The sequence below is a fragment of the Pullulanibacillus camelliae genome (genome assembly GCF_014642655.1).
GTDB classification, from domain to species: Bacteria; Bacillota; Bacilli; order Bacillales; family Sporolactobacillaceae; genus Pullulanibacillus; species Pullulanibacillus camelliae.
In genome coordinates, this window is record NZ_BMIR01000041.1 from 1 (window position 1) to 7,242 (window position 7,242).

At 41.1% G+C, this 7,242-nt stretch carries 6 protein-coding genes; 2 read left to right on the top strand and 4 right to left on the bottom strand.

What is annotated here, in order from left to right; genetic code table 11:
* Positions 1–546 precede the first annotated feature (546 nt).
* The gene (locus IEW82_RS19695; RefSeq protein WP_308422177.1) at positions 547–1,251 is read right to left on the bottom strand and encodes a response regulator; all 705 of its coding nucleotides are present in this window, start codon (positions 1,249–1,251) and stop codon (positions 547–549) included.
* Positions 1,248–2,417: a sensor histidine kinase gene (locus IEW82_RS19700; protein ID WP_308422178.1), complete on the bottom strand. Its 1,170-nt coding sequence runs from the start codon at positions 2,415–2,417 to the stop codon at positions 1,248–1,250. Before IEW82_RS19700 ends, IEW82_RS19695 begins: the two co-directional genes overlap by 4 nt.
* A 258-nt stretch (positions 2,418–2,675) precedes the next feature.
* Between IEW82_RS19700 and IEW82_RS19705 the strand changes: the two genes are divergently transcribed.
* On the top strand, positions 2,676–3,329 hold the full coding sequence (locus tag IEW82_RS19705; protein ID WP_188699074.1) for a YigZ family protein: 654 nt from the start codon (positions 2,676–2,678) through the stop codon (positions 3,327–3,329).
* 245 nt (positions 3,330–3,574) lie between these two features.
* On the opposite strand, the gene IEW82_RS19710 is transcribed toward IEW82_RS19705, so the two are convergent.
* Positions 3,575–4,366, bottom strand: coding sequence for an SDR family oxidoreductase (locus tag IEW82_RS19710; protein ID WP_188699077.1), 792 nt, complete (start codon positions 4,364–4,366; stop codon positions 3,575–3,577).
* A 514-nt stretch (positions 4,367–4,880) separates the two neighbouring features.
* Here IEW82_RS19710 and IEW82_RS19715 point away from each other — a divergent pair.
* Positions 4,881–5,981 (top strand): glycosyltransferase family 4 protein, encoded by a 1,101-nt coding sequence (locus IEW82_RS19715; RefSeq protein ID WP_188699079.1) that lies wholly within the window; start codon positions 4,881–4,883, stop codon positions 5,979–5,981.
* Positions 5,982–6,526: 545 nt separating this feature from the next.
* Here IEW82_RS19715 and IEW82_RS19720 read toward each other — a convergent pair.
* The gene (locus IEW82_RS19720) at positions 6,527–7,201 is read right to left on the bottom strand and encodes an LCP family protein (protein WP_268237419.1); all 675 of its coding nucleotides are present in this window, start codon (positions 7,199–7,201) and stop codon (positions 6,527–6,529) included.
* Positions 7,202–7,242 lie beyond the last annotated feature (41 nt).

Here is a 7,242-nt window from a genome sequence, read left to right on the forward strand (position 1 = left end):
TGGAAACTTCGGGGGTTATTTGTTCCTTTGGGCTTGGGATTTGTTAAAAGGCTCCTGTCTTTTGTTAATTTAGAACCCGTATTTGCTAACTTACCCCTGACTTTTATTGCGCTCACTCCTGGATTCGGAAGTTTAAGCCTCGGATTCGTTCCCTTTTTGGAAACTTCGGGGGTTATTTGTTCCTTTGGGCTTGGGATTTGTTAAAAGGCTCCTGTCTTTTGTTAATTTAGAACCCGTATTTGCTAACTTACCCCTGACTTTTGTTGCGCTCACTCCTGGATTCGGAGGCTTAAACTCTGGATAAATTATAGAAATTTGCACAGCTAGCATGCCTTTCGCCTCTCACTTAGCGAGCAAAAGCATTTTTTGTCCACTGTCGAGTCTGGTAAGTGAGTCGTAAAACCATCTCAATGTTAATAGAAAAGGCTATCCACTTATCTTTGCGGTGGATAGCCTTTGATGTTTGTTTAGGAATATGAATAATATGTTTAAATGATGACATACTGTCTGCTTGTCCTTTTCTGAAACTGGGACAGTTTAGGCGGGTTAACTGACGTAGACCCAGCCGTTTTTAATGGCTTCAACGACGGCTTGAGTACGGTCGTCAACATTCATTTTTTGTAGGATGTTACTGACGTGGTTTTTTACCGTTTTTTCACTAATAAAGAGAATCTCGCCAATGGCTCTGTTGCTTTTGCCATCTGTCATTAATTGTAGGACTTCGCATTCTCTTCGCGTTAGGATATGAAGGGGCTTGCGGTATTCAACATCTCTGAAGCCTGAAGAGATCATTTTTTCACCTGTAGTGGCTAGGCGACGATACTCGTTAATAAGATTGTGGGTTACCTTCGGATGAATATAGGCACCGCCATCTGCGACAACCTTAATCGCTTCAACTAATGAGTCGGCATCCATTTCTTTTAATAAATACCCTGATGCCCCCGACTTTAATGAGTGAGTAACATAATTTTCATCATCGTGAATTGATAGAATAATAACTTTAACATTCTTATATTGAGAAATGAGACGTCTTGTAGCCTCTACACCATTTAGGCCAGGCATATTGATATCCATTAGGATGACTTCTGGATTTTTTTCAATAACTATTTTTTCAACCTCAGTGCCATCGCTGCCTTCAGCAATAATTTCGAAATCATTTTCCATCTCCAAAATTCGACGAACGCCTTCCCTGAATAAGCGGTGGTCATCAATGATGGCAATAGAAGTCTTTTTTCGACGCTTTATATTCAATCTCCTTCTTCCTCCCTTATAATGGGGATTTGAATACTGAGTGAAGTGCCACTCCCTTTGGAAGAGCGTATGCTGAGATTGCCTTCCAGAACCTCCACTCTTTCCTGCATTCCAATCAACCCAAATGTATTCTCTTTTTGCACTTTTGGATCAAAGCCTATCCCATCATCCTTAACCAACAATGAGATGCGGTTTTCTCTAAATTCAATAAGTACATTGACTCTGCTCGGTTTTCCGTGCTTACACGCATTTTGTACTGCCTCTTGGACGAGTCTGAAGAGAGCCGCTTCCATCTTTCCTGGCAGACGCTCCTCGTTGCCTAACGTTTTGAAAATAATATCGACATCTGGATATTGTTCTTTTATGCGCAATAAATATTTTTCTAATGTCGGCACAAGACCTAAATCATCAAGAGACATCGGTCTTAAATCATAAATAATTCTCCGAACTTCATATAGAGCATCCCGTATCGTATTTCTTAACTTGGCGATCTCCTTAGACGATTCTTCTGGTCCCTTTTCTCGATTCACTCGTTCCAGAATTTGCGAACCGATGAGAACATGAGCAAGCAATTGCGCCGGTCCATCATGAATTTCTCTTGAAAGCCTTCTCCGTTCTTCCTCTTGCGCCTCGATGATCTTGAGACCGAAAGCCTGTTTCTGCTTGGCGTCTTCCACAAGCTCACTGACTTTCTTAAGATCTCCATTTAAATAATCAAGAACAACCGAGGTTTGTCCAGCCAGCTGCTCTGCTCTTATTGTCGTATTTTTTAACGATCCAATTCTGCGTTCAATGTCATCCCGGCGATGCCGTAATTGTTTTTCTTTTTCCTGAACGATGGATAATTCAATCTGAATGCGATTCGCCTTCTCATATGCCGAACGAATTTCGCTTTCTCCATACTTTTGAAAATGTTTACTCACCTCAGCAAGGCGTGTCCGGGCTTGCTTCGCTTGTTTCTCTAATTGGTCGTAATAAGAAATCGTTTGGAACGTTTCTCTTTTGACTTTTGAAAGTTCTTCGACTAAGTTAGTGTATTCTGCACGCGATTGCTCACCAATCTCAAAGATTTGATCCTTACTTTTGTTAACAGTCTCAACCATTGAATCTAATATGGTGTCCAATCGTTTAGCGTCTAACTTGTAATTCATGTTTTCGGATGACATTAGAACTCCCCCACTATCACATTACCGCATCCATGATAAATTAACTAGAACCTTCTTACCCATTTTGTAACTAGGTCTAACAGTCTATATTATAACGAAAGTACCACTCATTCATAGCATGCTACTGCGAATAATGTCTCATCCCTATATAGCATTCGCTTTTTGCTCTGATTTCATGACCAAAGACCCATAAGAGTTGCTTGAAATAAAGGAGCGCTTTATCATAAAGAGAGCCTTGTCAATGAGGAGGATCTTCATATGTCCCAACCCTATTATACAGTAAAGCGTCAGGCTGAGAATGAAATCGTGATACAAAAATCCAAATTCATTGCCCATGTGACACATATCGAAAACGAGTCTGAAGCACAACAGATGATTTCGGAGCTTAATAAAGTCCATTGGAAAGCTAATCATAATTGTTATGCCTATGTTGTGGGCGAGAACAATAACGTACAAAAAGCCAGCGATGCTGGTGAGCCAAGTGGAACCGCTGGTGTGCCTATCCTTGAAGTCCTCAAGAAAAAGGATCTCCGCGATACATTAGTTGTTGTCACTCGCTATTTTGGTGGCATTAAATTAGGCGCAGGAGGTTTGATTCGCGCCTATTCCCAAGCAACGACTGCAGGCATTGCCGCGTCTGGTGTTGTTGAACGTGTGCCGGTCACCCTTTATAAAATAACCATTGATTATCCTTTATTAGGAGCGATAGAGAACGCTCTCCAGCATTCATCCTATATCTTGCGTGAAACAACCTATACAGAAAATGTAGCATTAGAAATTGCTGTACGCGAGCAAGACGCAAGTGAATTTACAGATTGGATGAAAAATCTTACGAACGGCCAGGCTATTATTTTAAAAATGGACGATACCTTTATTGAAGTAGATATCACCTCATCAGAAAAACTTATCTAAAAAAGCGTCCGAGTCCTGTCCTTTAACATTAGAGAGGCTATGACATGACCATCACTACTCGTTCTCAAGGGTCGATTTTTTGTTATTTTATGGCTCGCTTTTGTTAAAAGGAGCGGAGCTTTTGTTACATTGTAACCGGCATGTGTTCACTCGCTTCTGCCTTTTGACACACTCGCTCCTGGATTCGGAAGCTTGACCCTCGGATTTGTTATCATTCAAATCGCACAAATAAATTTGCCATTTTTTTATAAGGCTTTAACCAGTCCACCATCCACCAAAAAGGCCTGGCCTGTTGTATAGCTGTTGGCCTCTGAGCATAAAAATACAAGCATTTTTGCAAATTCTTCTGGCTCGCCATAGCGTTCCATTGGGATTTGCTTTTCTGAGCTTTGCCTAACCTTTTCTATAGAGAGGCCCTTTTGGTCAGCGAGCACTTGATCAAGATGAGCCACTCTGTCCGTAGCTATACGACCAGGACCCACTGTATTGATTAAGATGTTATCTGGAGCAAGCTCTTGTGAAAGGCTTTTGGCTAAACCAACGATCGCCGTTCGGAATGTATTGGACAAGATTAATCCATCAATAGGTTGTTTAAAGGAAGATGAGGCGATATTAACGATATGTCCGCCTCCAGATTTTCTCATATAAGGCAAGACCTCACGAATCGTTCGAATAAAACTCAGCAGGTTGAGTTCAAAAGCGCCTTTCCATGATTCGTCATCAAAGTCCTCAAAAGTGCCTGCTGGTGGGCCCCCGGCATTATTAATTAGTACATCAACCGTGCCAAATTGGGATACTCCGTAGGATACCATCCTTTTGATTGCCTCAGCATCTGTCATATCACATACAGTATACTGCACCTGCAGATTACCGGTGGTTTCTTGTATTTCAGCAGTAGCTTTTTTTAATTCTGCCTCATTGCGACTGGCGATTAAAACGTGAGCGCCTTCTTCTGCAAATTGCTTTGCTGCTGCCTTACCTAGCCCTTTACTTGCAGCAGTGACAATCACTGTTTTTCCTTGCAATCCTAAATCCACAGCCACGTCATCCTTTCTTTAAAATTTTGTGTGATTTTTAACACAAAATAATGAAAACGATTTTCTTTCGTTAGACTAATTATAGTACAACTTCATCTTTGGGGACAGAAAGATGTGAGAAGTTGAATTTGGTATAGAAAAACTCGCCAAAGCATATTTAGAAAACAGACGCTAGTCATGAGATTTTTTTGGTACTATGTACAATTTTTTAAATAAGTATTATTATGGATAGAGACGTAAGAACGCAGCTTAAAGTGAGTCTCTTCTTACATAGTATGTCAAATTATGACAAGCATCAATTTATGGTGCACTCATGACGCTGAAAGCATTTATTTCACCGTAGCCTCTTAGCCTACAGACACACTATGGTGCAGGGACGTGATTATTGGCAAGGATCAAGGCGGCATCAAAGCCCTCCTCTGATCAGACGTCAAGTTATACTTTCCAAAAGTATAAAAAAGTGTTCCAAAACCAACCTTATTTAATAAGGCACAGAATTTAAGAAGGTGAATTTATGAGTCATTTTCTAAACGAATACACCTTTGCGTTTATCATCGCGCTTGCGGTGACATTAATTACAACGCCAATCGTTAGAAAGCTCGCATTTAAATTTAATATAGTTGACAAGCCTAATGAAAGAAAAGTGCACCAAAAAATCATGCCCTACCTAGGGGGAGTATCTATAGCATTAGGCTTTTTTGCAGGCTATTTATACTTAATCCCGCAAATTGATTCCCTCCACGCCTCGTCTTTGACGGCGTTTCTTGTTGGAGGTATCATCATTCTCGCTACTGGGGTCATTGATGATAAATACAATTTACCACCTAAGTATAAGCTCTTAGGGCAAACCTTAGCTGCGGTGCTTGTCGTCGTATCAGGATTTACAATCAGCTTTGTACAGTTGCCGATCATCGGCCGGATTGAATTTGGTTGGTTGTCCATTCCAATTACAATTATTTGGATCGTCGGTATTACAAATGCCATCAATTTTCTCGATGGATTAGACGGCTTAGCAAGCGGTGTTTCTTCCATCGCGCTTTGCAGCATGTTAATCATGAGTATTTTAAATAACCAAGTCCTAGCTATCGGATTCTCTGTTATTCTTCTCGGTGGAACCGTTGGTTTTCTCTTCTTCAACATCCATCCCGCAAAGATCTTTATGGGGGATTCGGGCTCCATGTTCATTGGATATACGATGGCAATCATCTCTATTTTGGGGCTCTTCAAGAGCTTGACGATTTTCTCTCTTATTGTACCGATCGTTATCCTGGCCGTACCGATTTTCGATACATCCTTCGCCATTATTCGGAGGGTCGCCAAGGGACAAAAGATATCAACACCAGATAAATTACATTTGCACCACCAACTCCTTAAAATGGGATTTAGCCATCGAACAACTGTTTTTATTATTTACATCATTAGCTTATTTTTCGGAGCAGCAGCGGTTGTTTTCTCACGTTCAGTACTCTGGGGCTCACTTATTATCCTTGCGCTTTCACTGGTGCTCCTGCGCTTTACTATTGAAGTTGTCGACACCTTGAACGAAAATCGCAAAAAGCCATTGCTCAATGTCATAAAGAAAATCGTTTATCAAACATCAAAAGAAAAAGGGTAAACAAAAAGTCACACGGGCTTCATAGAAGCGCCATGTGACTTTTTTTAATGATAAGAAACCACCATGGCTCCGCATTCGCACGTCCATGGTGGCTTCTTATAGCTATCAGTAGAGTGAATAGTACCCGTTCCCAATTTAGGCTGCTCGCTGTCCACAGGCACAACCCACCTTTGTACAAATCGGGATTACCGAAAAGTGTTCTCAATGCTTACTTTTTTTGGGGGAGTGAGGAGCTAGCTTCAGCCGCCAAGGCGCAGGAGGGGCTAGTTTTAGTGTTTTATGATACGCCATCGGGATCTCCGAGAAAAGTGCTTGGGCTAGCTTCGGCTTTATCACATGGATGTGGCGCACTTAGCCAATGCCATCTTCTTGATGCATATGTTGGTTTTAGCCGATCGTCTTTAGTGGCCTCAACTCATTTTGAACCAAGTTCCCTAAATCCTGCATCTAGTCGTATCGCTTCGTCAGCAGCTTTCTCAGAACAACTCGGAGGTTTACTCGTCCCCAAAAAACACCCCTAATTTTCTTAGGAGTGTTTTTTTCTATCATTGAGTATTTGTCGTTGACATTGTTGTATCGGCGTTTGAAGTGGAATCATCATAAGGTCCAAGCTCCAATTGTTTTCTGAGCGCATTGGTTATTTGTTGAACGTAATTCGGATCTGGCGCATAGTAATAAATATTATTGATATATTCGTCGCTCCCATGGCCTTGTGTGGTATCTAGAGTAAAGGACTTACTTGTTGATTTAATATTAGAGTACTGCTTTTCTAAAGCATAGATTTCACTTGGCATTAAATTTGTTTCTATATTTTTGCCAACAATGTCCGATAGCTCATCCACTTTAAAGAGGGTGTTTGCACTTTTCACTTGGCTCAATGCTGCTTCAATCACCTGACGTTGTCTGTCATTACGTCCAAAGTCTCCACGGGGATCGCGCTTTCTCATTCTTACATAGGCAAGAGCTTGCTCGCCATCCAAGTGCATAGGACCTTTAGTAAAATTAATGTGCTTATTGTGATCATAAATGTTCTTTTCCCAAAAATCGAAAGGAACATCGACATCAACACCACCGATTTCGTCTACCCCTTCAACAAACCCTTTGAAACCAACCTTCACATAATAATCGATGGGAATGTGCAAGAAGTTCTCTACCGTCGTATGTGTAAAATAGTTCTCGGTGGTATTTCTACAAAATCCTAGCCAAAAAAGAAGAGGCACTCTATCATAAATGTATGCCTACCAGAGCAAATACATCGTAG